The sequence below is a fragment of the Shewanella kaireitica genome, from assembly GCF_023284045.1.
In the GTDB taxonomy this organism is placed as follows: Bacteria; Pseudomonadota; Gammaproteobacteria; order Enterobacterales; family Shewanellaceae; genus Shewanella; species Shewanella kaireitica.
Window position 1 is genome coordinate 109,199 of record NZ_JAKIKQ010000008.1, and the last position, 22,752, is coordinate 131,950.

At 46.3% G+C, this 22,752-nt stretch carries 19 protein-coding genes and 1 riboswitch; of the genes, 10 read left to right on the top strand and 9 right to left on the bottom strand.

Annotated features, from left to right (window positions below):
* Positions 1–27: 27 nt before the first annotated feature.
* Both L2730_RS12095 and L2730_RS12100 read right to left on the bottom strand, forming a co-directional pair.
* Complete coding sequence (locus L2730_RS12095) at positions 28–381, bottom strand: cytochrome c3 family protein (protein ID WP_220740333.1); 354 nt, start codon at positions 379–381, stop codon at positions 28–30.
* Positions 382–392: 11 nt separating this feature from the next.
* Complete coding sequence (locus tag L2730_RS12100; RefSeq protein WP_248974832.1) at positions 393–1,895, bottom strand: flavocytochrome c; 1,503 nt, start codon at positions 1,893–1,895, stop codon at positions 393–395.
* A gap of 188 nt (positions 1,896–2,083) precedes the next feature.
* Here L2730_RS12100 and L2730_RS12105 point away from each other — a divergent pair, with 188 nt between their 5' ends.
* Both L2730_RS12105 and L2730_RS12110 read left to right on the top strand, forming a co-directional pair.
* Positions 2,084–2,851: a TetR/AcrR family transcriptional regulator gene (locus tag L2730_RS12105; RefSeq protein ID WP_248974833.1), complete on the top strand. Its 768-nt coding sequence runs from the start codon at positions 2,084–2,086 to the stop codon at positions 2,849–2,851.
* A 156-nt stretch (positions 2,852–3,007) separates the two neighbouring features.
* Entirely contained in the window at positions 3,008–4,096 is a 1,089-nt protein-coding gene (locus L2730_RS12110; RefSeq protein ID WP_248974834.1) for a branched-chain amino acid aminotransferase, read from the top strand.
* 76 nt (positions 4,097–4,172) lie between these two features.
* On the opposite strand, the gene L2730_RS12115 is transcribed toward L2730_RS12110, so the two are convergent.
* From L2730_RS12115 to L2730_RS12140, 6 genes are all read right to left on the bottom strand, one after another.
* Entirely contained in the window at positions 4,173–4,583 is a 411-nt protein-coding gene (locus L2730_RS12115; RefSeq protein WP_248974835.1) for an energy transducer TonB, read from the bottom strand.
* A 207-nt stretch (positions 4,584–4,790) separates the two neighbouring features.
* On the bottom strand, positions 4,791–5,729 hold the full coding sequence (yihG, locus tag L2730_RS12120) for a 1-acylglycerol-3-phosphate O-acyltransferase, YihG family (protein WP_248974836.1): 939 nt from the start codon (positions 5,727–5,729) through the stop codon (positions 4,791–4,793).
* Between the two features lie 5 nt (positions 5,730–5,734).
* Positions 5,735–6,640, bottom strand: coding sequence for a 1-acylglycerol-3-phosphate O-acyltransferase, YihG family (yihG, locus tag L2730_RS12125; protein WP_248974837.1), 906 nt, complete (start codon positions 6,638–6,640; stop codon positions 5,735–5,737).
* Between the two features lie 116 nt (positions 6,641–6,756).
* Positions 6,757–8,283 (bottom strand): YifB family Mg chelatase-like AAA ATPase, encoded by a 1,527-nt coding sequence (locus L2730_RS12130; RefSeq protein ID WP_248974838.1) that lies wholly within the window; start codon positions 8,281–8,283, stop codon positions 6,757–6,759.
* Between the two features lie 1,430 nt (positions 8,284–9,713).
* Positions 9,714–10,700 (bottom strand): GGGtGRT protein, encoded by a 987-nt coding sequence (locus L2730_RS12135; RefSeq protein ID WP_248974839.1) that lies wholly within the window; start codon positions 10,698–10,700, stop codon positions 9,714–9,716.
* A gap of 14 nt (positions 10,701–10,714) precedes the next feature.
* Complete coding sequence (locus L2730_RS12140; RefSeq protein WP_220738562.1) at positions 10,715–11,407, bottom strand: iron-sulfur cluster assembly scaffold protein; 693 nt, start codon at positions 11,405–11,407, stop codon at positions 10,715–10,717.
* Positions 11,408–11,523: 116 nt separating this feature from the next.
* Positions 11,524–11,588, bottom strand: a riboswitch (Fluoride riboswitch).
* Between the two features lie 179 nt (positions 11,589–11,767).
* Here L2730_RS12140 and L2730_RS12145 point away from each other — a divergent pair.
* From L2730_RS12145 to L2730_RS12155, 3 genes are all read left to right on the top strand, one after another.
* A complete protein-coding gene (locus L2730_RS12145) occupies positions 11,768–12,847 on the top strand; it encodes a DUF2157 domain-containing protein (RefSeq protein ID WP_248974840.1) in 1,080 nt (359 codons plus the stop codon).
* Positions 12,844–13,638, top strand: coding sequence for a DUF4824 family protein (locus L2730_RS12150; protein ID WP_248974841.1), 795 nt, complete (start codon positions 12,844–12,846; stop codon positions 13,636–13,638). The genes L2730_RS12145 and L2730_RS12150 overlap by 4 nt, the downstream gene beginning before the upstream one ends.
* A 90-nt stretch (positions 13,639–13,728) precedes the next feature.
* On the top strand, positions 13,729–14,685 hold the full coding sequence (locus tag L2730_RS12155) for a LysR family transcriptional regulator (protein WP_248974842.1): 957 nt from the start codon (positions 13,729–13,731) through the stop codon (positions 14,683–14,685).
* On the opposite strand, the gene ilvY is transcribed toward L2730_RS12155, so the two are convergent.
* On the bottom strand, positions 14,678–15,550 hold the full coding sequence (gene ilvY, locus L2730_RS12160; RefSeq protein ID WP_020910573.1) for an HTH-type transcriptional activator IlvY: 873 nt from the start codon (positions 15,548–15,550) through the stop codon (positions 14,678–14,680). The genes L2730_RS12155 and ilvY overlap by 8 nt on opposite strands.
* A 202-nt stretch (positions 15,551–15,752) precedes the next feature.
* Between ilvY and ilvC the strand changes: the two genes are divergently transcribed.
* From ilvC to ilvD, 5 genes are all read left to right on the top strand, one after another.
* The gene (gene ilvC, locus L2730_RS12165) at positions 15,753–17,234 is read left to right on the top strand and encodes a ketol-acid reductoisomerase (protein ID WP_248974843.1); all 1,482 of its coding nucleotides are present in this window, start codon (positions 15,753–15,755) and stop codon (positions 17,232–17,234) included.
* A gap of 547 nt (positions 17,235–17,781) precedes the next feature.
* Positions 17,782–19,455, top strand: coding sequence for an acetolactate synthase 2 catalytic subunit (gene ilvG / locus L2730_RS12170; RefSeq protein ID WP_248974844.1), 1,674 nt, complete (start codon positions 17,782–17,784; stop codon positions 19,453–19,455).
* Positions 19,452–19,718 carry an acetolactate synthase 2 small subunit gene (gene ilvM / locus L2730_RS12175; RefSeq protein WP_248974845.1) on the top strand — a complete coding sequence of 89 codons (267 nt, stop codon included), beginning with the start codon at positions 19,452–19,454 and terminating at the stop codon, positions 19,716–19,718. The genes ilvG and ilvM overlap by 4 nt, the downstream gene beginning before the upstream one ends.
* A 4-nt stretch (positions 19,719–19,722) precedes the next feature.
* Positions 19,723–20,652 (top strand): branched-chain amino acid transaminase, encoded by a 930-nt coding sequence (locus L2730_RS12180; protein WP_248974846.1) that lies wholly within the window; start codon positions 19,723–19,725, stop codon positions 20,650–20,652.
* A gap of 245 nt (positions 20,653–20,897) precedes the next feature.
* Positions 20,898–22,745 (top strand): dihydroxy-acid dehydratase, encoded by a 1,848-nt coding sequence (ilvD, locus tag L2730_RS12185; RefSeq protein ID WP_248974847.1) that lies wholly within the window; start codon positions 20,898–20,900, stop codon positions 22,743–22,745.
* The last annotated feature ends 7 nt before the right edge of the window (positions 22,746–22,752 follow it).

Here is a 22,752-nt window from a genome sequence, read left to right on the forward strand (position 1 = left end):
TCTTCCTTTATATATGTAGTTTTATGTTTATTGCTTAAATTTTGGGAAATCAAAGTTGTGGCAATCCATGCAAATGGCCTGCTTAGGTGTATGCTCTCCGTGGCATTCCATGCACGGCGCTTCTTGGCCGTAATGCATGCTGTCATGAGGGTTTTGTCTTGCTTCATGACCTTCACGTTTTGTTTGCTCTGCCAATTCGCTCATGTCGTGGCATTGCAGACATGAATCGTCTGATGGAAAAGCTTTCATGCCCTGGTCGTGACAGGTTTTACAACCTGAGTCGTAAACCATTTCGTGATAATCGCGCTGATCGCGAGCTTGTGCTGAAACGGCAATGCAACCACCAAGAATGAGTGCAAGTAATGTGTTAACTGTCTTCATGGTAATTTTCCTTATGCCTTCATCATTGAACGAGCAGCGGTTACGCCAAATGCCATACACTCAGGTGTTGAACAACCACCGAGTCGGCTCACGCCATGTACGCCACCGGATACTTCACCTGCGGCATAAAGTCCTGGAATGCTCTGTCCTGTTTTTGCAGCAATCACTTCTGCTTTGGCATTAATTTGGATACCGCCTTGGCAGTAATGTACTTTTGGCCATAAACGCTGCACGATGAATGGTGCAGTGAGGTAGATACCTGTGCTCATGTTCATGCGCTTTCCGAACTGGGGGTCTTCGCCAGATTTAACGTATAAATTCCAATCATCAATTTGCTTTTTAAGCGCTTTTTTAGGCAAGTCGAAGTGCTTAGCAATTGCATCTACACTGTCAAACTCCCAAGCAACGTTGTATTTCAATACATTAGCCATCGATGGGTCTTTCATCGCTTCATGTTTAGGTGCGATGAGGAGTGCTGGATTAGGGTTACCGTCTTTATCGCGGCGCTGTACTTCTAAGTCGGCGCGTGTTTTACGATCAGCCGTTTCGTTCATGAAGCGCTGACCGGTGTTACGGTCGATAGCGATAGAGTGAGGGAAGTTGTACAGTGAGAAGCCAGCGCCGTAGCCAAAGCCACCTTCATCAGGAGATGCCCATGGGCCAGACTGAATAAAGCTCAAATGCACCGGCATAGCACCTTCTGCAAGCATGGCGATAAGGCCATCACCTGTGGCGCCACGCGCGTTAGTGCAACCCACTTCATTGCCAAGGTTTGGATCAAGTGCTTGGCGGAAACTGACGTTGGCACCAAAACCACCGGTTGCAATCAACACACCCTTTTCAGCTTTAACATTGATTAGTTCGCCAGAGTTTTCATGACCGAAGTGGTAACCGCGTCGCACTTGGATCCCCAGTACAGTACCGTCTTTAGCTGTGATTAAATGCTCGAACTTATGGCGGATTTTGGTTTTGACGCCGTAACTACGTGCAGTTTTGAGCATCGGGCGAATAAAACCTGCGCCGCTGCGCTCAACCACTTGATGGCTACGGGTGGCGCTGGTACCGCCAGTGTTGATGATATGGTCGCGATAGATACAACCGCAGTCTTTGGTCAGTTGGTAGATGTACGGACCAAGCTCGGCGCTGTGTCTTAGTAGTTCCTCGCTGGCATAGCCGCGACCCGATTTAAGTTGATCTTGCACCATCAGTTCGGCGCTATCTTCAATGCCGAGCTGTTTTTGTAGGTCTGTATTGGCGAAACAAGCTTGGCCAGCATTGAGTGTGCTATTGCCACCATATACACCTAATTTCTCAAAAATGACGATATCTTTGGCACCTAATTTGCCCGCTTCAACAGCAGCAGCTAAGCCGGCAAAACCAGAGCCTACGATAACGATTTCATGCTTTTCATCCCATTCAACATCAGATGAATTAGCACTTACGGCTAGTGGTGAAAGTGCGCCAACGGCGGCAGCTCCAGCGCCAAACTTTAAAAATGAACGTCTTGTTTGCATATTGTTATCTCCAATTAACTTGGGGTTACAATATGCTTCTGCTTGTCATTCAATTATGCGCGAAATCACACTTTGTATCGGACGAGAAAGTTTTTTGTGGTGCTGTTCAAGAAAATGTTTCTTTTATGTATCTAAATTAAGCTAACCCCATAAAATGGAATTAGTTTTATATTAAGCTAGGTATGAATATGCAATGTCCAAATAACCATGCAGATGCGATTCGTTGTAATCAATTGTTAGATGTTGCTGAGGAACTTATTGATAATCAAGGGGTTGTGTCTTTTAGGTTTGCTCAGATAGCAAAAGGTGCAGGCTGTTCAACAAATACTTTGTATAAATACTTTGAATCAAAAGAAGATGTACTAGTTTGTCTTTTTTTACGAAATACAACATCTAGTCAAATACCTATTTTTATAAAAGAAAATCCAGACTTAACTATTAATGAACGTTCAGTTCTTGCCGTTCTATTTACGTTTGAAGTTGTGAAAAGAAGCCCAATATTTAATATTTTGAGAGTTGTATCTATAAATAGTATGTTTTGGCAATTAGCTAGTTCAGATAAAATTGAAATATTAAGAAACAGAGTGAATTTATTTTGGAGTCGCATTAAGAGGCCACTAGAAGATGCAGTCATCAGTGGTGATTTAACAGCGACGGATACCGATATAAGAGACTTAAGCCAGGCATTGTATTTCTTTCTAGCGGGTGCAACCTCTTCTTTTGAGAGTAAGTTGATGGATGAGCAGTATTTTACTAGCGAAGATGTACTGGCTTATCGTCATGTCAGTCGCTTAATGAATCACTATCAGTGGCGTAAGCCTATTACCCAAGAGATGATGCAAGGCTTGAGTAAAAGAATTTGTGCTTTCCTAGATAAAGGCTCAGGAAAAATTCGAAGTTGTGATACCTGCTTAGCGATTGGAAAACTGAATGATTGTCGTCAGTCTGCGATATGAATAGGAGTAAGCTGGTAGGGTCGTCAATTTCAATGAAATTTGGCTATAGTTTGAATGGCATTTTGGGACTGAAATTATTGATGCTAACCCGCGTTTCACTTGACTTTTTTGTGACCACTGCATAGGCTGCTCAGTCAGTATTCAAGGTGGTATGCAATGCAAATAAACTATAATTTAAAACCTGCGTCAGAGCGCCGTACAGAGCAGTTCAAACCGACCACAAATGTTGGCTTTGGTAACCTCAGAACTGACCATATGTTTTTGATGGATTACCGTGATGGGCAATGGTGTGATCCTAGAGTGGTACCTTATGGTCCATTTGAAGTGGCACCGGGTGCAATTGCGTTGCATTACGGTCAATCAGTGTTTGAAGGTGCTAAAGCCTTTCAGCATGAAAATGGCGAAATCTATACCTTCCGAATTGATAAAAATGCCGAGCGTTTAAACCGCTCTGCAGACATTATCTGTATTCCTGCAATACCTGAAGCATTGCAAATTGAAGCTATAAACGCACTGATTGATGTTGACCGTTTATGGTTTCCGATGCAGGAAGATGCCTGCCTCTATATTCGTCCATTTGTGTTTGCTACTGAAGATAGATTATCTGTGAGCCCAAGTGAGCAGTATACTTTTTGTGTGATGCTCAGTCCAAGTGGCCCTTACTATACTGATGGCTTCGATAAGGCGATTCGTCTGCTGATCAGCGAACGCTTCCACCGCGCAGTATCGGGTGGCACTGGTGCATCAAAAGCAGCGGGTAACTATGCCGCCTCGCTTAAGGCGGGTAAAGCAGCGGCAGAGTATGGCGCAGCGCAAGTACTTTATTTAGATGCTAATAACAAGCAGATTGAGGAAGTGGGTGCGATGAACCACTTCCATGTGCTTAAAGACGGCAGCATTATTATCCCTAAGTTTACTGACACCATTTTGAAGTCGATTACCTCACAATCCATTCTCGATTTAGGTGAGCTGCTAGGCTGTGAAGTTCGCCAAGAAACGGTGATGTTAGACAAATTTATTGCTGATATAGAATCTGGTGAAATTATTGAAGCGGGTGGCTTTGGTACTGCGGCAGTGGTATCGCCAGTAGGTTCATATATCTTTGAAGATAATCGTGTGGTTACGGTCGGTGATGGCAATGTAGGCGAGCATACCAAGCGCATTTATAAAGTCTTGACTGAAATCCAGAAAGGTCACATTGCTGGGCCTGATGGTTGGGTTAAATTGGTAGAACGTCGAATTTAGCACGATGGCTGATAGCATAAAAAAGCTCCTAGTTAGGAGCTTTTTTTATGCTTTATAGAAGCTTCTGGCGGTATTTTTACAATCGGAAACTTGTATTAATCCGTACGGCTTGTTGTGCGTGGTTTTGCGTAGTGGGGTAAAACTCTTGCTCTAAGATTTCCGCTAATGAAGCCTGTTCTATAAGCTCTCCCGTTACACTATTAATAATCTTTAACTGAGTCATTTGGCCACTACTATCAACTACAAATGAGGCTTTATATTGAGTTGTGCTTTCATTGGAGTTATTTTGTAATTCTCTTGATAGGCTGTTTTTCCAGTCAATAAGCTTATCTTTTGCGACCCAGTATTTTGCAAAGTTAGTACTATCTAGCTCCAAAACGCCGTGACTGTTTGGATGAGATAGGTTGCTGCTACAAGCAGTTAGCGAAAATAGCACTAATAGAGAGAGCAAAAAGATATTGCCAGTTTTTAGCCTGTTGATGGACATAGATAGTACCCTTGCGATAAAGGTGTTATGTAAATGTTATTTGGCAGGTAATATATAGGCCATTAGTATGACTGTCGACATTTTTTTGACGTATCGCACTTGGTTGGTGAGGGAGGAGTAGTGATCTTATTAATGACAACACAGTCAAATTAACCGTAATAGAGCGCACAAAAAAGGGCGCACAATTAGTACACCCTTTATTTTTAGTTAGCTTGCTGGTTTTTCGACAATGTGCTCTGTCGGTGCACCGTGCTTTATCATCAGCTGGTGGATCTCTTCATCCTTTTCTTGCCAAAGTTGATTCAACCAACGCTGGAACTCAACACGATAACTCGATTCTGAAAAATAGCGTTTATTGTCCACTTCTGGTACCGGCAGCACCTTCACTCGTACTACTATCTTCTTTAAGCGGCCATGCATCACTTCGTACAAAGCATCTTTCTTAAACACTTCAGGATAGAGCACCGTTACGTTCAGCACATTGGTAAACTGTTCGCCCATTGCTGATAACGCAAAGGCGATACCGCCAGCTTTAGGACGTAACAAGTAGCGGTAAGGTGAGTCTTGACGTCTATGTTTCTCTTCAGTAAATCGGCTGCCTTCAACATAGTTAATGATTGAGGTGGGCATAAAGCGGAACTTCTCACAGGCTTTGCGAGTGCTCTCTAAGTCTTTACCTTTGAGCTTGGGATTTTTCTTCAGTTTTGCTGGGCTGGTGCGGCTCATAAACGGCATATCAAGTGCCCAGCAACCTAAACCAAGAAAAGGGACGTACATCAGCTCACGCTTTAAAAAGAACTTAAGCATAGGGATATGATTACGCAGTACATAGGTTTGCGCAGCAATGTCAAAACCACTCAAATGATTGCTTATCAGTAGGTACCAGCTTTTTCTATCAAGGTTGTCTAAGCCCTCTACATCCCACTCTATATCCGCAAGTAAGTGCAGAATCCCGCCATTACAGGTCGCCCAAGCCCACATAAAACGATTCATCAAATGGGTTAGTGCGTTGCGACCTGCGGTAAAAGGCACCACAAGTTTAATTATCCCGCCAATAGAGATAAGTGAGGCCCATAAAACCGTGTTGATGATTAATAAAGTTGTGCTCATAAAATATAACAGTGAGCCGGGTAAAAAATTCAACATTGTGCTTAAGCCTCTTTGCTGCTTGTATCTGCTTGTGCTAACTGGGTAAGCACCTGATCTTTTTGTTGCCACATTTCATTCAATTGATTCTGAAATTCAATTTTAAATTCACGATCTTTTATGTAATCGCCACGCAGTGATTCGCCAATTTCACTGACCTCTATATGCACTTTAATGTCATCGACTTGACCACTAATGAACTCCCAGTATGTTGGTACTTTTCCTGGATAGTAGATAGACACATTAACGAGCTTATGAATATGCTCACCCATTGCCGACAACGCGAAAGCCATGCCGCCAGCCTTAGGTTTAAGCAGGTGAGTAAAGGGTGAGTTTTGTTTTTTATGCTTAGCAGGATGGAAGCGTGTGCCTTCGACAAAGTTCATTACGCTGACAGGCTTATGCTTAAATTTGGCACAAGCTTTACGGGTGATCTCAATGTCTTTGCCACGCAGTTTGGGGTTTTTACGCAGCTGGGCATTGCTATAGCGGCGCATAAAAGGAAAATCGAGCGCCCACCAAGCTAGCCCTAAAACGGGTACGAAAATTAGTTGCTGTTTCAAGAAAAACTTCAGAAATGGGATCTTTCCATTTAACACTCGTTGTAAAATTAGAATATCGACCCAAGACTGGTGATTGGCTATTACCATGTACCACTCTTTGGTTGAGAGTTGCGCATCACCTTGCACGTCAATGGTTACTCGATGAAAAGTATCTTCAATAACACCGTTACAGCGGATCCAAGAACTGGCACAAAAATCAAGAAAATAGGTGCAAGCTGTACGCGTGAGGTTGAGTGGGATTAGCTTAAAAATACTTACGACTAAAATGGGAGTAACCCAAAAAATAGTATTAATAAAGTAACAGAAGAACGCTAAACTTCCCCGAATGCGTGACACTATCGCGCCCATTAATAACCTCAAGACAAAAAACGGAGACCTATAGTACTCGTTGTCGGGGTTTGTCTCAATCTAGATGTTAATTTTTGACGATAAAAGCAGCGAACAATCTGTTCTATTAACCAAGCTTAGTACTGCTTTAAGCTGGCCAGCAGCCGATCAATGGCGCGGTAACCTAGTGCTTGGGCTATTTGTGGACGAGATACATCTTGTTGCTGTTGTAGATCAGCGATGGTGCGAGCTACTCGTTGCAATCTATGGTAACTGCGCACTGATAAACCGAGTTTATTGACGCTCTCCTCTAGAAATAGTAGATCATCACTGCAAAATCTTGCTTCCTGCTTAAGCTGCTTACCAGTTAATTCAGCGTTTAGCACACCGGAACGTGCGAGTTGCACCTCTCTAGCTGCATGTACTCGCTGGGCGATAACAGCACTATTTTCAGCCTGCATGTCACTGTTATTTAAGGCGCCGAGTGGTAGTTTAGGCACATCAATGGTTAAATCAAAACGGTCTAAAAATGGCCCTGAAAGCTTAGATAAATATCGCAGGATCTGTTCATTGCTAGCTCTAGCGTTGTCGGCGTCACCACATGGACTCGGGTTCATTGCCGCCACTAATTGAAAGCGGCACAAAAAATTGAGTTTAGCCGCTGCGCGGGAGATACTCACCTCACCGGTCTCCATTGGTTCACGTAAGCAGTCTAGTACCTTGCGTGGAAACTCTGCTACTTCATCGAGAAACAGCACACCGCGATGGGCAAGGGAGATCTCCCCAGGCTTTGGTATTGCGCCGCCACCCACTAATGATATTGCCGAACTAGTGTGGTGCGGGCTTCTAAAAGGTCGTTGATAAAACTGCTGCGGTAACATGTTTTGCCCAGCAACAGAGTGAATCGAAGCCACCTCAAGTGCTTCGGTATAGTCAAGTGGCGGTAGCAGTTGCATCATACGTGTAGCCAGCATGGTTTTGCCGGTGCCAGGCGGTCCTAGCATCATCAGGTTATGTCCGCCGGCGGCTGCAATCTCTAGCGCCATTTTTGCATGTTGCTGGCCAACCACTTCGCTAAGGCAGTGAGTATTAGCTTCATTATTTGAAGCCGGTGTTATCCACTCCAGGCCTGGGTCAATACCGGGCAACTCTGACTGTCCCTGCAGATAGGCTGCTAAAGATTGTAAATGGGTGGCAAACAGTACTTGTTGATAGCCAACGAGTTCAGCATCGGCACGGTTATCAATGGGCAGCACTAAAAGGCTATTGACGTGGCTTGCCGCAACAATAACCGGCAATATGCCTTGGCAGCCACGCACATGACCTGAAAGTGCTAACTCGCCGACAAACTCATGCTGCTCAATCGATTGTGGTGGGATCTGTTTTGATGCGGCAAGAATGCCAATAGCGATAGGAAGGTCATAGCGGCCACCCTGTTTCGGCAGATCGGCGGGAGCAAGGTTAACGGTAATTCTGCGCATCGGGAACTCGAAACCTGCGTTTATCAATGCGCTGCGGACTCGCTCTTTAGCTTCTTTGACTGAAGCCTCGGGTAATCCTACCAGTGAGAATGCGGGTAAGCCGTTGCTGAGGTGCACTTCTACTGTAACGGCAGGGGCGTCGACGCCACTACTAGCGCGGGTTGCAACACAGGCGAGTGCCATAAACAAATCCTTTTGTTTTATGAGTTTTGAGGGAGGCTTGCTTAAGCCTAGCCAAAGTTTTGAATTTATGTGGGTTTTGGGTTGGATTTGGCAGTAAATTCATACTTTGGGTTTGCTTTTGGGCTGCTCAAGTTGCACTTGAGCTTGGGTAGTTAGGCTGCGTCTAACAATTATGTGGGTATCAAACTTTGTTTGATGAAAGTCGTGGCGCTTCGCCCACATTTGTACAGTATCAGACTGCGCCTGACTAATGTCGTGGGATTCCATCCCACACCCGGCCAAAAGGGGAGCAACAGCAATCCCCTCTTGCCTAATTCTTACAAAAGAAGTCCCGTGCCGCCCCGACGAAGTTACATGTGTTGAGTACAGGCCTCGTACTTATTCGAAATAGCCTAACGCTTCCGATGGGACATCTGATGTAAATGGATTTACGAATGCCGTGATGGCATGGTCAATGATGTTCCCTACATCATGTAGACATTTCCCATGTCCATATGGGTCAGATGCCAAAGAACGGCCTGTCCCGCGAAAGCGATGCCTAACTCTGATAGGCAGGATGCCTGAATGTCTTGAAGTGCATGGATGCATGCATGAGAAAGACCGTGTGGGCATTACGGCCTTAAATTTGTAAAGAGTCTTCAACGCACTTCGGCAACTTCGATGGGGAATGGGTGTTTTACGGAGAGTTTTGAGTTGGGAATAAGTCGGTGTTTAATTTTTGGAGATGCATAAGGGTCGCTAGATTTGGAAGTTTACTCTGCCCCCAGTTGTTTGCTTCGCCCACATTTGTGCAGTATCAGACTGAGTCTGATTAACAACATTTGGGGTCAGAGTAAAGTTTACTAAAGGACCATTCTGATGCTGAACGGAGCCTCTTTTTATACCCAGTGTAGATGCGGTTGAGGCCTTCGGTTTCAGGGATGAAACCGCAGAGCGGCCATGGATGGCGTAAAGTGTGCCTCAGCAGTATCTGCACATGCGCTGGCCGCAGGCCATTGGAACCAATACTGCTTGATGATTGCTGATAGCTAAAAGATAGCGCGAAAACATGAACATCGGTGAGTTTGCATGGCTGAAATTGCAGCGAGTCTCAGACATATTGGCACATGCGCTGGCCGCAGGCCATTGGAACCAAAGTTGCTTGACGATTGCCTGACAAGCAAAAAAAATCCCTCGAACAGAGGCTCGAGGGGAAAGGTATCTGGAGATTGGTAAGCCATCATTAATGCGGCTAGCAACTGACGCTGCTAATTTTGGGTTGTAACACCACACTAATGCAAACTTATCGGTCAGTACGCCTGAGGTTAAAAATAAGATCACATTTATTTCAATAAGCGTTCAATAAGGCTATTGGAACTACAAATACTCAATGAATCCAATGGCGAAAACCGATGCTTCAAAAACATACTAAGCAATAGCGTTGCCCACGCTTAGCAATGCAACTGTTGCTCTACGGCAACAGCCAACGCCACACTTGCACCAACCATAGGGTTATTGCCCATGCCGATAAAGCCCATCATCGCCACATGGGCGGGGACTGATGAGCTACCAGCAAACTGCGCGTCGGCGTGCATTCTGCCCATGGTGTCGGTCATGCCATATGAGGCGGGACCTGCTGCGACATTATCTGGGTGTAACGTGCGGCCTGTGCCGCCGCCTGATGCAACTGAGAAATAGGGTTTAGCTTGGTTGATACGCTCCGATTTATAGATCCCGGCGACAGGATGCTGAAAGCGAGTTGGGTTAGTGGAGTTACCAGTAATGCTGACATCCACATCGGCGTAATGCATGATAGCAACACCCTCTCGAACGTCATCGGCACCAAAGCACAAGATCTCCCCTCGCTGGCTTTCGGAAAAACGCTTACGACTGACTTCATGAAGTTGGCCTGTTTGGTAGTCGAATTGGGTGCGTACATAGTTAAAGCCGTTGATACGGGAGATTAGGTAGGCGGCATCTTTGCCTAAGCCGTTGAGAATGACCTTCAATGGTGATTGACGAGACTTGTTGGCGTTAAGGGCGATTTTTATCGCGCCTTCGGCGGCGGCAAAGGATTCATGTCCGGCTAAAAAGCAGAAGCATTGAGTCTGTTCGCTCAGCAATCTTGCGGCGAGTGCCCCATGTCCTAAGCCAACTTGGCGCTGGGCGGCGACGCTGCCGGTCTTACAAAATGCCTGTAGTGCCTCACCAATATTACTGGCAGCGAGTGTGGCTGAATTATCGTTGCTGGCCAAGGCTCTATGCAGTGCTAACGCTGTGCCTAGGGTGTAGGCATCACAGGCATTATCAAAGGCAATCGGTTGGGTCTCGAGCACCATTTTTGGTGCATCAATATGATGTTGTAGGCAAAAATCATTAGCTTCTGCAATAGAGCTTAGCTTCATTTCAGTCAGTAAGGTTTCGATTTGAGTGTTCATGACTAGCTCCTCTATTAGGCTTGACGTGGGTTGACAGTGGTTACGGCATCATTAAAACGGCCATAAGTGCCGGTGGCTTCGGTTGCGGCGGTATCTGGCGCAGTACCCTCATTCATCAGTGCCATCATTTTGCCTAAGTTGAGGTAGCGATAACCAATAACCTCACCGTCGCCGTCGAGTGCGAGCTGAGTGACATAACCTTCTGCTAACTCCATATAGCGCACGCCTTTGGCATTAGTGGAGTAGCTCGTACCGACTTGGCTGCGTTGGGTTTTACCTAAATCTTCAAGTGCGGCACCAACCTCAAGCCCATCTTCTGAAAACGCGGATTGAGTGCGGCCATAAACAAACTGCAGGAAGATCTCACGCATCGCCACGTTAATGGCGTCGCACACTAAGTCGGTGTTGAGCGCTTCGAGTATGGTTTTACCTGTGATGATCTCGGCGGCCATCGCTGCTGAATGGGTCATTCCTGAGCAGCCAATGGTTTCGATTAGGGCTTCTTCGATAATCCCTTGCTTGACGTTTAAAGTCAGTTTAGCGGCGCCTTGTTGCGGTGCGCAGGCACCTACGCCATGGCTCAAGCCTGAAATGGCGATAACGTCTTTGGGGTTGAGCATACGCCCTTCAATAGGAATGGGAGCGGACGGATGCAAGTCGCCCCGTTGAATAGGGCACATAGACTGAATTTCTGAAGAGTATTGCATAGTGTTTTCCTAAATAAATGCTAGGAAAACAAGAAAGCGGAGATAGTGACTGATTGGGCATGTCCCACAGAAATACGCTGACAACGCTGGTTGTCATCTCAGGCTAACCTGTTTTCGATTCTGTAGGAGTCATCAGCCAAATTGGCGGTTAAGTCGGTGGAACCCCATCACCTGTAAAGTTGACTAATCAACCTTTCGCTAAAGTATAGGCGAGGTAATCGCGCTAATTGGTGATATTGATCCCACTTTGATTAATCACTCTTTTATTGCTGCTGTTGATATCGCAGCCCGAGATGATGACTTCCTATTGTGTTTCTCTTGCATTGCGGCACTATAAACAGTGATTAAGGAGAATCAACTATGCAAGAGAAGTCGCTTTCGACAGCCGATGCGCAGCAACGGGTGGATCAGATCCATGCATTTCAGCAAGAGATGCAACAGCTAGAACTTGACGACGTTATGGCGATATCCGTTGAGCAAAAAAGTGAGCTTGATGGTTACCATAACAAGCTGTTACAACGTTTAGCCAAGGTTTACGACGTCGATATCAGTAGCCAATCTAAGCAGCTTTCTTTGGGGATGAAAATCGCCTCAATGCTAGGTGCACTGGCGATGGCTACTAGCCTGTTTTTTCTGTTCTATCAGTTCTGGGGGTACATAAACACGCCTGTACAGGTCGCTATTTTAGTGGTGGCGCCAGTACTGTTATTTCTGCTGTCGTTAAAGCTGGCGCAAACTGAGCAGGGGAGTTATTACTCCAAGATAGCAGCATTGGTTAGCTTGGCCTGTTTTGTTCTTAATCTGTCGATGTTGGGGCAGATCTTTAATATTACCCCGTCGCCCAATGCGTTTGCTGTTTGGTCTGCATTTGCCTTTTTATTAGCCTACGCCTGCAATGCGCGCTTACTGCTGTTCTTCGCTATTGTTAGTCTCAGTGGCTTTATTGCCATGAAACTGGGCAGTTGGTCGGGCATGTATTGGATAAGCTTTGGTGAACGGCCGGAAAACTTCTTTGTACCCAGCTTAATCATCTTCGCCTTGCCGCAGTTTATCTCGCAAAGAGCGTTCACAGGTTTTGAGTCCATCTATAGAGTGACGGCGATGATCATGCTGTTTTTGCCTATGCTGATCTTGTCGAATTGGGGTGATATTAGTTATTTAGATTGGGACGCTGAAGTCGTTGAAGGTGTCTATCAAGTCAGTGGCTTTGTCATTTCAGCTGCCGCTATCTGGCTCGGGGTTAAGCGCCAATGGGGGGCGGTCACTAATACTGGTAACGTGTTCTTTATCTTGTTCCTCTATACCAAGTTCTTTGATTGGTGGTGGCAGTGGATGCCGAAATACATATTCTTCTTCATTCTAGGTTTGTCTGCATTGCTAGCGCTGATGGTGTTTAAGCGCATTCGTTCAAGTAACTTAAATCAAGGAGCCGCATCATGAAGAAATACTTATTGATGGGCTTACTACTGCTGATTGGCAGCAATCTTGTGGCACTCGCAGGTGTGGCATACAACAGGCTGAATGAGGTCACCGCAGCGGTCACCTTAACTGAAAGAGAGTTGCAGCTACCCTATAACAGTAGTACGCAACAAGAGAACTCGGGGTTGTCTTTGCAGATTGTATGGCGCTCCCCTTCGGCGAAGGACGAGGCTTATCAGCCTTATAATGCTAAAGAGAGCCGTTTAAGCAAAGAGCAAGTGCTAGCCCTCGGGTTTGAATTACCCGATGAGGGCTATTATGGCGTGCAGTCGCAACCGTTATATTGGGCTCTGGAGTTTGATGGCGAATTGCATGACGCTGAAGTTGTTAAGGCCGAGCTGCGCTACCAAAAAGCGCTCGCCAGCTATAATGCACAGCCAAATGAAGATAATACTCGTCTAAAAAATGATGCTCTGGACATGGTGAAGAAAGAGCAGCTAACCAATAGCAGGCTGTTTTTTGTTAAAGCCGCTGCTGATTATCAGTCGCTTGCCACGGAGTTTGCGGGTCAAGACAACATGATATTTGTCAAAGGGCTTACCAAGCCTTATTACCATCAAAATAGCGACAGTTATGGTTTGTCTTTGAATCAATTACTGGTCAATCGCATTATGGTACCGCTGGCTGGTACCAAGCCGCTTAAAGGCTTGTCGAGATTAGGCTATCGAGATATTACTGCACCGCGCTATTCGGTTGAAGTCAATTGGGGCAGCCGTTTCGAGCCGTGGATTGTTGCTGTGACGGCAGACTAATGATGCTTAGTTTAATTTGCAAAAACTGACCCACTAACCTCTGAAAAAAACTATCATAGGCCAAGTCAGTGTTAGTGGGTGAGAAGGTAATTGGTGAAACAGCTAGATTTCAATTTATTGCGAGTGTTAGAGGTGCTGCTTGAGGAGCAAAGTGTTACTGCGGCGGCATCGAGATTACACCTGAGTCAATCGGCAGTGAGTAAGCAGCTAAGTAAGCTGCGAGAGACCTTTGATGACCAGCTGTTTGAGCGCACTGCTTATGGCTTAAAAGCCACGCCTAGGGCTCTGCAGTTAGCGCCTGAACTGCGTGAAGTATTGCAACGACTGGATCAGTTCACTCGGCCTAATAGCTTTGAGCCTGCTGATAGTCAACGTAGGTTCCGCATGCATTTGGTTGAAACATCCTACTCATTAGTATTTCCGCATTTTGTACCAACTTTACTCAATCAGGCGCCGCAGGTGAGCATTAATAGCCAAACTTGGGCGACTGACAGTATGGATAAACTGCTGCGCTGTGAAATTGATCTGGGGATCATCTGCCGCGAGTGGGATAAACGCTCTTTACTGCACATGAATAACCTCCCCGACGAGCTAGGTTACGCTGAGCTTATCCGTGATTATCCCGTTTGCCTTGTACGGCAAGGGCATCCACTACTTAATGAGCCTTGGGATCTCGATACCTTCTTAAAGTATCGTCACCTGCAAGTGACTTTTGGTGGCTTGGAGCACTGGCTACTGGATGATGTATTACGACTGGAGCACCTTCAACGTGATATCGCGGTCAATATGACGGACTTCAATAGCGCTTTAGATCTATGTCAGCACAGTGATTTGATCTTATGCGCGCCGAAAAAGTATGTGATGCATATGCTACCCGGTCATGACTTGGTTTGCCTGGATGTGCCTGTGCATGTTGAACCGGGCGCTTATGTGCTGGTTTGGCATAAACACTTTAACTTAGACCCAAGCCATAGCTGGCTGCGTAATCTAATGATTGATGGCGTGCGTGCTCAATCGAGCAATGATGACAAACTCTCAGCTAGATAGCTTCTAAAAATGCGCTGATCACGGGTTCTTGTACTCGTTTTTCTCTACAGCAACAACCTAGCTCAAATGGCGGGATAGCAATTGGCGAGGCCAGCAACTGAATGCGGTCTCGCACCGGGCTGTTATTAATCACCACTTCGGGGGTAATGCTCACGCCACAACCCAGTGCCACCATAGATGTTATCGCTTCTTGGCCAGAGACTTGGGCATAGATATTAGGCGTAAGACCCAGTGCTTTAAACCAGTTATCGATACGTTTACGCCCGGGGCCATGCTCTGGCACGATAAAGGGTAGCCTGTCCCAAGGGATGTAAGATTCGGTTAGCAACTCTTGTACTTGGCAACGAAAAGTCGGTGCGATAATCGACAATGGCACGTCGTCTATTTTGGCAAAATGCAGGTTTTCAGGGAAGGGGTCTGGCAGCGCGGCAATAGCAATATCAGCGCGATTATTACGAATTTCATTCACTGCATTAGCAGCATCACCTGTGGTTAAGGCGATTTCAACCAATGGATGCTCACGCCTAAAGCGGTCGAGCAAACCGGGGAGATGACTATAAGCTGCAGTGACCGAGCAATACAGATTAAGCCGACCTCTGAGCAAGTCTTGCTTAGGATCGATTTTGGTTTTTAGCTTGCTCCAGTGGTCGAGCGTCAGTTCGGCAAAGTGACGATATTCAACACCTGCACTGGTTAAGGTGACACTGCGATTATCGCGCTGAAATAGCTGGGCACCGACTTCCTCCTCCAGCCTTTGCATTGCACGGCTCAATGTTGACGGACTCACATGCATCGCTTGGGCGGTGCGGGCAAAGTGCAAACTATCTGACAGGTGTAAATAGAGTTTGATGGTGCGAATGTCCAAATTTTTCATCCTCTGTCAGTAGCATTACTCGCGGGTAACTGTTAGGTCTGTATAGAATACCCATGTTGCATAAAACGCAACGTCATGTTCCGAATATATCATTTTAAGCAATGAAAAGCTTGCGCTATAGTGATCTCAATCACAGCTTAGCTCGCGCTTGAGCAAGCCCGTTTAAATATCCAGAATCAAGGTGGTATATCAGATGGCTAACTATTTTAACTCTCTGAATTTGCGTCAACAATTAGAACAGCTGGCTCAATGCCGCTTTATGGATCGCAGTGAGTTCAGCGAAGGCTGTAACCATATTAAGGGTTGGAATATTGTCATCCTTGGTTGTGGTGCACAAGGTTTAAACCAAGGTTTGAACATGCGCGACTCAGGCTTGAACATCTCTTTTGCACTGCGTGAGCAAGCGATTAACGAGAAGCGTGAATCTTACCAGAAAGCAACTGGCAACGGTTTCCGCGTTGGCACTATCGAAGAGCTAATTCCTGATGCGGATTTGGTATTAAACCTAACGCCAGATAAGCAGCACACTAACGCTGTAAACACGGTTATGCCATTGATGAAGCAAGGTGCGACACTGTCTTACTCGCACGGCTTCAACATTGTTGAAGAGGGGATGCAGGTTCGCCCAGATATCACCGTTATCATGGTTGCCCCTAAGTGTCCGGGTACTGAAGTACGTGAAGAGTACAAGCGTGGCTTTGGTGTTCCAACACTGATTGCTGTTCACCCAGAAAACGATCCTAAGGATGAAGGTTTCGATATTGCTAAAGCTTACGCTAGTGCAACAGGTGGTGACCGTGCAGGTGTATTGCACTCATCTTTTATCGCTGAAGTTAAGTCTGACTTGATGGGTGAGCAAACTATTCTTTGTGGCATGCTACAAACTGGCGCCATTTTGGGTTACGAGAAGATGGTTGCCGATGGCGTTGAGCCAGGATACGCAGCTAAGTTAATCCAGCAGGGCTGGGAAACCACTACCGAAGCGCTTAAGCACGGTGGTATTACTCACATGATGGATAGACTGTCTAACCCCGCTAAGATCAAAGCATTCGAAATGGCTGAAGAGTTGAAAACGATTCTACGTCCATTATTTGAAAAGCACATGGACGATATCATCGGCGGCGAGTTCTCTAAAACCATGATGGAAGACTGGGCGAACGATGATGCGAACCTACTAAAATGGCGCAGCGAAACCAACGAAACTGCTTTTGAAAATGCACCACAAACCGATGAGCAGATTGACGAGCAAACCTACTTTGATAAAGGCATCTTCTTAGTTGCGATGATCAAAGCTGGTGTGGAGCTTGCGTTCGATACCATGGTTGCTGCTGGTATTGTTGAAGAGTCTGCTTACTACGAGTCTTTACATGAAACACCGCTAATTGCTAACACGATTGCCCGTAAGCGTCTGTACGAAATGAACGTGGTTATCTCGGACACTGCTGAGTACGGTTGCTACCTATTCAACCACGCGGCAGTACCAATGCTACGGGATTACGTGGAAAACATGTCATCTGAGTTTTTGGGTGGCGGCTTGAAAGATAACGGTAATGGCGTTGATAACGTGCGTCTTATCGAAGTTAACGAAGAGATCCGCGGCACAGCCGTTGAGTTTATCGGTGCAGAGCTTCGTGGTTACATGACCGAAATGAAGCGTATCGTCGAAGAAGGTTAATTTATTTTATGACTTGCCTGTGACGTTTATCCGTTGCAGGCAAGGCCTAAATATCGCCCATTAAGAGCACAGATAAAGTTTTCAATAAAACATTAACGATTAACACCTTAGTGACAATAAAGAGAGGCGGCAGTCAATTATTATTACACCGAATAGCTAGCGCTAAATTGCAGGCTAATACTTGAGTGTTATTAATGATGCAAAAGTTTTCATTGTGTTTTTTATTCGCTTTGTGGTAAATCTTAATGGTGGTTCTTTTGATAAAGGCCAATACCGAATTTAAGCAAACACCTTATTAGGAATACAAGTCGCGTATGTTTAACCAAGCTGCCCAAATTATTATTGTGATTATTACCGTCGTGATTATTAAATCACAGCGGGGGCGGCGCATGCTAAATCGACACACCTAATTAGGTTTAAGATTGCAAATAACCCCCGCTCCGAAAGGAACGGGGGTTTTTTCGTTTAAGGGCCGACCAAAATGATTGCGGGTCGCCATTAAGCTATAACCGAGTTATCGAAACATTGAGTAGTGGAGCAAGAGCAGATGGAACAAGGGCAGATGATACGGGGCGCCGACGCAGTAATAAAAGCGATAGCCGCACATGGCGTGACCACAGTGTTTGGTTATCCCGGTGGCGCTATTATGCCTATTTACGATGCCCTCTATGGTAGCCCGGTAGAGCACTTATTAAGCCGCCACGAACAGGGCGCAGCATTTGCTGCAGTTGGCTATGCCAGAGCGAGTGGTAAGACTGGAGTTTGTTTTGCAACTTCAGGTCCAGGCGCAACCAACCTCATCACCTCACTGGCCGATGCATTGCTCGATTCAGTGCCTGTGGTTGCGATCACAGGTCAGGTATCAACAGCCGTGATCGGTACTGATGCGTTCCAAGAGATAGATGTACTTGGTATGTCACTGTCTTGCACTAAACACAGCTTTATGGTCACTAGTGTTGAAGAGCTAGTTCCGACGTTATATCAGGCCTTTGAAATCGCAGCTTCGGGTCGCCCTGGTCCTGTATTGGTTGATATCCCGAAAGATATTCAAATCGCTTTGATGGAGTACAAAACGCCATTACAAGCAGCACTGCCAGAACCGGAACATACTCCTAGCCAAATTGATGCTGCAAAAGCACTGCTGGCAGAATCAAAGCAGCCTATGCTGTATGTGGGTGGCGGTGTGGGCATGGCCAGTGCCGTTGAGCCATTGAGACAATTTATAGCGGCAACTGGCATTCCGTCGGTGGCGACCTTGAAAGGTCTTGGCGCTATCAGTTATGAAACTCCAGGTTACTTGGGGATGCTGGGTATGCATGGCTCAAAAGCGGCCAATTTAGCAGTGCAGCAATGCGACTTGTTGATTGTTGTTGGTGCGCGTTTTGATGATCGGGTGACTGGGCGTTTAGCATCATTTGCTGAGAATGCCAAAGTACTGCACCTAGATATTGACGCCGCAGAGCTAGGTAAATTGAGAATGCCAGAGGTAGCAATAGCAGGCGATTTGCGCCAGATCCTACCTGCACTAAGCCAACCAATGCAGATAGCGGATTGGCAAGCAGAAGTCGCCACATTAAAAGTACAGCATCAATGGCGTTACGATCGTCCGGGAGAGCTTATTTATGCGCCTGCGATGCTGAACCGTTTGGCACAAAAACTACCACAAGATAGCGTCGTTGCCTGCGATGTGGGTCAGCACCAGATGTGGGTTGCCCAGCATATGTACTTTAGACGCCCAGAAGATCATCTTTCAAGCGCCGGACTTGGCACTATGGGCTTTGGCTTGCCAGCGGCGATTGGCGCTAAAGTTGCTCGTCCTAACGCGGCAGTCGTTGCGGTGTCTGGTGACGGTTCATTCATGATGAATGTACAGGAGCTTACCACCATTAAACGTAAGCGTTTGCCAGTAAAAATACTGCTGGTGGATAACCAAAAGCTGGGCATGGTTAAGCAGTGGCAACAGCTATTCTTTGAAGAGCGTTACAGCGAAACGGATCTGTCGGATAACCCTGACTTTGTCAAAATGGCATCAGCCTTTGATATTCCAGGTCGAAACATTACTCAGGCAAGCGAAGTAGAAGCAGGCCTAGATGAAATGCTTAACAGTGAGGGGCCATTCTTGTTGCATGTATCGATAGATGATGCACATAACGTATGGCCGTTAGTACCACCCGGTGCGTCAAACCAAGACATGATGGATGAGATGGAGAAGCAAACATGAGCAATTACGCAATCGCAATCAATGTGCAGCAGCGACCAGAAGTGTTAGAGCGCGTGTTACGTGTCGTCCGCCATCGTGGTTTTAATATTACCAATTTAGCGATGCAGCTCAATGACAATAACACTAGCAGTATCGATATGTCGCTGCAGAGTGACCGAGCCATTGAGTTATTAACCAATCAAATAAACAAGCTAATTGACGTACTTGACTGCCAAGTGTTGGCGGGTCAAACAAACAAGACAACCGAATCTGCAAAGGGATAAGAATATGGCCGCTAAAACAGCTGAGTTAATCTGGTTCAATGGTGAAATGATGCCTTGGGGTGATGCTAAGGTTCATGTCATGTCCCATGCGCTGCATTACGGTACATCAGTATTTGAAGGGATCCGTGTCTATGACACGCCAAATGGGCCTGCAGGTTTTCGTTTAACTGAGCATGTACAGCGTTTATTTGATTCAGCCAAAATCTACCGCATGCCAATTCCATATAGCTTTGATGACGTGATGCAGGCTTGTAGTGATGCGGTGCTGGGTAACGGTTTGCGAAGCGCTTATATCCGCCCATTGGCATTCTACGGTGATGTCGGCATGGGGATTACGCCGCCCAAAGACGCTCAATGCGATGTTATGGTAGCAGGTTTCCCATGGGGCGCTTATTTAGGTGAAGACAGCATGGACGCAGGAGTTGATGTTGCAGTGACATCATGGAATCGCCTAGCGCCAAACACCATTCCAACAGGTGCCAAAGCGGGGGGCAACTATCTGTCATCATTACAAGTTTCTACTGAAGCTAAGCGTAATGGCTTTGATGAGGGTATTGCGCTGGATACCAATGGTTTAGTCAGCGAAGCGGCTGGTGCTAATCTTTTTGTGATCAAGAAAAATAAGATCTACACACCACCGGCCACAGCCGCTATTCTGATGGGATTAACCCGCGATACGATTATCACCTTGGCGCGGGATAAAGGTTATGAAGTCGTAGAGGAGAACATGTCTCGCGAGTTCCTTTATTTAGCTGACGAAATATTTATGACAGGCACCGCAGCCGAATTAGTGCCAGTGCGCAGCGTTGATAGAATCGATGTCGGTTGCGGCAAGCGCGGTGAGATAACCAAGCAAATTCAGCAAAGTTTCTTTGGCTTATTCAACGGTGAAACTGAAGATAAATGGGGCTGGCTAGAGCCTTTGAAAAGCTAACCGCTTCGCTCAATAAATTTTGTTTTGTAGGTCGGGAAATGTTGTTTTGTAGGTCGGGCTTGAGCCCGTCAATTAAGGGTTTGATGTAAAGTTTGCCGGCTAAATACCGACCTACATGAAAGCTGAAAAAGATTAACGTCAAACATAAAAGCTGAGAATGATATCTCAAGCTAATGAATTGAAAAATAGAAGGTCAGAATTAGGTGTTTTGCACCTACAACCTTCTCTAAACAAGGATTAAAGCAATGCCAAAATTACGTTCAGCAACCAGTACCGAAGGTCGTAACATGGCGGGAGCGCGTGCGCTTTGGCGTGCTACCGGTGTTAAAGATAATGACTTTGGTAAGCCAATTATTGCTATCTCTAACTCATTTACCCAGTTTGTACCGGGCCATGTGCATCTTAAAGATATGGGCTCACTCGTAGCGGGCGCAATTGAAGAAGCGGGCGGTATCGCCAAAGAGTTTAATACCATTGCGGTTGATGACGGCATCGCCATGGGGCACGGCGGCATGCTCTACAGTCTGCCATCGCGTGAGCTAATCGCCGACAGTGTTGAGTACATGGTCAATGCTCACTGTGCCGATGCTCTGGTGTGTATCTCTAACTGTGACAAAATCACCCCAGGCATGTTGATGGCTGCATTAAGATTGAATATCCCTGTGATTTTCGTCTCTGGTGGACCGATGGAGGCAGGTAAAACTAAGCTTTCTGACAAGATCATTAAGCTCGACTTAGTAGATGCCATGGTGGCTGGCGCCGACGATCGTGTATCTGATGCAGACAGCGAACAGATTGAGCGCAGCGCTTGCCCAACCTGTGGCTCTTGTTCAGGCATGTTCACTGCAAACTCAATGAACTGCTTAACAGAAGCGTTGGGTCTATCACTGCCGGGTAATGGCTCAATGCTAGCAACCCACGCCGATCGCCGCGAACTGTTTTTAGAGGCCGGTCGCCGCATTATGGACTTGGCAACGCGTTACTACCGTGACGACGATGAGTCTGCATTACCCCGTAATATTGCTAACTTTAATGCCTTTGAAAATGCTATGACCCTTGATATTGCTATGGGCGGTTCAAGCAACACTGTACTGCATCTACTTGCTGCAGCAATTGAAGCTGAAGTTGATTTCAGCATGGATGATATCGACCGTTTATCACGTCTAGTGCCGCACCTGTGTAAGGTTGCACCATCGACGCCAAAGTACCACATGGAAGATGTACACCGTGCGGGTGGCGTAATGGGCATTTTAGGCGAACTTGATCGTGCAGGCTTGCTACATAACGACGCTTACCATGTTGCAGGCAGAAACTTAGCTGAAGTGCTGGCTAAATACGATATTGCTCAGAGCAAAGATGAAGCGGTGCACAAGTTTTTCTCCGCAGGCCCTGCAGGCATTCCAACGACTAAAGCCTTTAGCCAAAGTTGCCGCTGGGACAGCGTCGATATTGACCGTGAAGCGGGCTGTATCCGTACCCGCGAATTTGCCTTTAGCCAAGAGGGGGGCTTAGCCGTATTGTCGGGTAATATCGCAGATGATGGTTGTATTGTTAAAACCGCCGGCGTCGAAGTGGAAAACCATACCTTTATCGGTAATGCTCGGGTGTATGAGAGTCAAGACGATGCCGTTGCTGGTATTTTAGGTGGCGAAGTAGTTGAAGGTGATGTAGTGGTTATTCGTTACGAAGGCCCTAAAGGTGGCCCAGGTATGCAAGAGATGTTGTACCCAACCAGTTACCTTAAATCACGCGGTTTAGGCACTAAATGTGCGCTTATTACTGATGGTCGTTTCTCTGGTGGTACGTCAGGCTTGTCGATTGGCCATGTTTCGCCAGAAGCGGCAGCGGGCGGCACGATAGCATTGGTTAACACCGGTGACAGAATAGAGATAGATATTCCTGCTCGCTCAATCAAACTGGCCATTAGTGATGTTGAGTTGGCTGCGCGCCGCACTGCGATGGAAGCACTAGGTAAAGATGCCTGGAAGCCACTTGGACGTGTTAGACAAGTGTCGATGGCACTGAAAGCTTATGCATTACTTGCCACCAGTGCCGATAAAGGCGCGGTGCGTGATACCAGTAAACTGGGCTAATCGATTT

Bases quoted from the DNA above. Each gene is read 5' to 3' on its own strand.
- L2730_RS12095 (WP_220740333.1), bottom strand. From the start codon at position 381: ATGAAGACAGTTAACACATTACTTGCACTCATTCTTGGTGGTTGCATT.
- L2730_RS12100 (WP_248974832.1), bottom strand. From the start codon at position 1,895: ATGCAAACAAGACGTTCATTTTTAAAGTTTGGCGCTGGAGCTGCCGCC.
- L2730_RS12105 (WP_248974833.1), top strand. From the start codon at position 2,084: ATGCAATGTCCAAATAACCATGCAGATGCGATTCGTTGTAATCAATTG.
- L2730_RS12110 (WP_248974834.1), top strand. From the start codon at position 3,008: ATGCAAATAAACTATAATTTAAAACCTGCGTCAGAGCGCCGTACAGAG.
- L2730_RS12115 (WP_248974835.1), bottom strand. From the start codon at position 4,583: ATGTCCATCAACAGGCTAAAAACTGGCAATATCTTTTTGCTCTCTCTA.
- yihG (WP_248974836.1), bottom strand. From the start codon at position 5,729: ATGTTGAATTTTTTACCCGGCTCACTGTTATATTTTATGAGCACAACT.
- yihG (WP_248974837.1), bottom strand. From the start codon at position 6,640: ATGGGCGCGATAGTGTCACGCATTCGGGGAAGTTTAGCGTTCTTCTGT.
- L2730_RS12130 (WP_248974838.1), bottom strand. From the start codon at position 8,283: ATGGCACTCGCCTGTGTTGCAACCCGCGCTAGTAGTGGCGTCGACGCC.
- L2730_RS12135 (WP_248974839.1), bottom strand. From the start codon at position 10,700: ATGAACACTCAAATCGAAACCTTACTGACTGAAATGAAGCTAAGCTCT.
- L2730_RS12140 (WP_220738562.1), bottom strand. From the start codon at position 11,407: ATGCAATACTCTTCAGAAATTCAGTCTATGTGCCCTATTCAACGGGGC.
- L2730_RS12145 (WP_248974840.1), top strand. From the start codon at position 11,768: ATGCAAGAGAAGTCGCTTTCGACAGCCGATGCGCAGCAACGGGTGGAT.
- L2730_RS12150 (WP_248974841.1), top strand. From the start codon at position 12,844: ATGAAGAAATACTTATTGATGGGCTTACTACTGCTGATTGGCAGCAAT.
- ilvC (WP_248974843.1), top strand. From the start codon at position 15,753: ATGGCTAACTATTTTAACTCTCTGAATTTGCGTCAACAATTAGAACAG.
- ilvG (WP_248974844.1), top strand. From the start codon at position 17,782: ATGGAACAAGGGCAGATGATACGGGGCGCCGACGCAGTAATAAAAGCG.
- ilvM (WP_248974845.1), top strand. From the start codon at position 19,452: ATGAGCAATTACGCAATCGCAATCAATGTGCAGCAGCGACCAGAAGTG.
- L2730_RS12180 (WP_248974846.1), top strand. From the start codon at position 19,723: ATGGCCGCTAAAACAGCTGAGTTAATCTGGTTCAATGGTGAAATGATG.
- ilvD (WP_248974847.1), top strand. From the start codon at position 20,898: ATGCCAAAATTACGTTCAGCAACCAGTACCGAAGGTCGTAACATGGCG.